This is a genomic window from Carboxylicivirga caseinilyticus (assembly GCF_050589785.1).
In the GTDB taxonomy this organism is placed as follows: domain Bacteria; phylum Bacteroidota; class Bacteroidia; order Bacteroidales; family Marinilabiliaceae; genus Carboxylicivirga; species Carboxylicivirga caseinilyticus.
Genome location: NZ_JBNGOX010000085.1, coordinates 1 through 2,847, shown reverse-complemented (window position 1 = coordinate 2,847; position 2,847 = coordinate 1). Strand labels below are relative to the sequence as shown.

At 49.9% G+C, this 2,847-nt stretch carries 1 rRNA gene; it reads right to left on the bottom strand.

Annotated features, from left to right (window positions below):
• A 23S ribosomal RNA gene (locus tag ACRD62_RS22235) occupies positions 1-2,795 on the bottom strand.
• Positions 2,796-2,847 lie beyond the last annotated feature (52 nt).

Here is a 2,847-nt window from a genome sequence, read left to right as displayed (position 1 = left end):
GAAAGTCTCGGGCAATTAGTACTGCTCGGCTACGTATGTTACCACACTTACACCTACAGCCTATCAACGTCATCGTCTCTAACGTCCCTTAAGGGAAATCTCATCTTGGAGCAGGCTTCGTGCTTAGATGCTTTCAGCACTTATCCCTTCCACACTTAGCTACCCAGCTATGCTCCTGGCGGAACAACTGGTACACCAGCGGTATGTCCAACGCGGTCCTCTCGTACTAACGTCAGGTCTCCTCAAATTTCCTACGCCCACAACAGATAGGGACCGAACTGTCTCACGACGTTCTGAACCCAGCTCGCGTGCCACTTTAATGGGCGAACAGCCCAACCCTTGGGACCTTCTCCAGCCCCAGGATGTGACGAGCCGACATCGAGGTGCCAAACCGCTCCGTCGATATGAGCTCTTGGGAGCGATCAGCCTGTTATCCCCGGAGTACCTTTTATCCTTTGAGCGATGGCCCTTCCATACGGAACCACCGGATCACTATGTCCTAGTTTCCTACCTGATCGACTTGTCGGTCTCACAGTCAAGCGCGCTTATACCATTACACTCTGCAGACGGTTACCAATCGTCTTGAGCGCACCTTTGAAAGCCTCCGTTACTCTTTTGGAGGCGACCACCCCAGTCAAACTACCCACCAAACGGTGTCCTCATTGCTGAGTTAGGCCCCAGATAAGCAAAGGGTCGTATTTCAAGGGTGACTCCACGAATCCTGGCGAATCCGCTTCATAGTCTCCGACCTATCCTACACATTACTTACCCAGAACCAACGTTAAGCTGCAGTAAAGGTTCACGGGGTCTTTCCGTCCCGTTGCGGGTATCCGGCATCTTCACCGGAACTACAATTTCACCGAGCTCATGGCTGAGACAGTGCCCAGATCGTTGCACCATTCGTGCAGGTCGGAACTTACCCGACAAGGAATTTCGCTACCTTAGGACCGTTATAGTTACGGCCGCCGTTTACTGGGGCTTCAATTCAGAGCTTCGCCGAAGCTAACCCCTCCTCTTAACCTTCCAGCACCGGGCAGGTGTCAGGCCTTATACTTCATCTTTCGATTTTGCAAAGCCATGTGTTTTTGATAAACAGTCGCCTGGGCCATTTCTCTGCGGCCACCATTGCTGATGGCGCCCCTTCTCCCGAAGTTACGGGGCTAATTTGCCTAGTTCCTTAGCCATGAATCACTCGAGCGCCTTAGTATACTCAACCCAACTACGTGTGTCCGTTTACGGTACGAGCCGCTATACTCGCTTTTCTCGGCACCGGCTGCTTATGCTCGCTTCGACCGGAGTCTAGGCTCAACGTACTATTCCGTCAGTACGTGCATACCTCACCAATGCGTCACTTTTATTGTATAGCAGGTACAGGAATATTAACCTGTTTGCCATCCACTACCCCTTTCGGGTTCGCGTTAGGTCCCGACTAACCCTGATCCGATTAGCGTTGATCAGGAAACCTTGGTCTTTCGGCGTGGAGGTTTCTCACCCCCATTATCGTTACTTATGCCTACATTTGCTTTTCCAGACAGTCCACTGTGACTCACGTCTTCAGCTTCAACCCAGTCTGGAATGCTCCCCTACCACTGAACTAATGTTCAATCCATAGCTTCGGTAGTATGTTTATGCCCGATTATTATCCATGCACCGCCGCTCGACTAGTGAGCTGTTACGCACTCTTTAAATGAATGGCTGCTTCCAAGCCAACATCCTAGCTGTCTAAGCAGCAGCACCGCGTTTGGTCAACTTAACATACATTTGGGGACCTTAGCTGATGGTCCGGGTTCTTTCCCTTTCGGACATGGACCTTAGCACCCATGCCCTCACTCCTATAAATCATTTTGCAGCATTCGGAGTTTGTCAGGAGTTGATAGGCGGTGAAACCCTCGCGTCCTATCAGTAGCTCTACCTCTGCAAAACTAATATAAGGCTGCACCTAAATGCATTTCGGGGAGTACGAGCTATTTCCGAGTTTGATTGGCCTTTCACCCCTACCCACAATTCATCCAAAGACTTTTCAACGTCAACTGGTTCGGTCCTCCACTGTGTGTTACCACAGCTTCAACCTGATCATGGGTAGATCACACGGTTTCGCGTCTACTCCCACTGACTATGTCGCCCTATTAAGACTCGCTTTCGCTTCGGCTCCGACTCTTAAAGTCTTAACCTTGCCAGTGAGAAGTAACTCGTAGGCTCATTATGCAAAAGGCACGCTGTCACAGAATAAATCTGCTCCAACCGCTTGTAGGCGCACGGTTTCAGGTACTTTTTCACTCCCCTGTTCGGGGTGCTTTTCACCTTTCCCTCACGGTACTGGTTCACTATCGGTCTCTCAGGAGTATTTAGCCTTAGCGGATGGTCCCGCCAGATTCACACAGGATTTCTCGTGTCCCGCGCTACTCAGGATACTCGCCTCGCTTAAAACATTACGTATACCGGACTATCACCGTCTCTGGTTGCTCTTTCCAAAGCATTCTACTTCTGTTTTAATTGATTATGCAAGTCCTACAACCCCAACAATGCCTGAACATCATTGGTTTGGGCTAATCCGCGTTCGCTCGCCACTACTTACGGAATCACTTTTGTTTTCTCTTCCTCCGGGTACTTAGATGTTTCAGTTCCCCGGGTTTGCCTCCTTGCGGATAGTATATCTTCAATATACTGGGTTGTCCCATTCAGAAATCTGCGGATCAATAGTTATTTGCACTTCCCCACAGCTTATCGCAGCTTATCACGTCTTTCATCGCCTCTGAGAGCCTAGGCATCCCCCGTACGCCCTTGTCTACTTTCTTTTACACACACCATAGTTGGTGTATATGGTTTTGGTTGTTGCCAATATGTCAA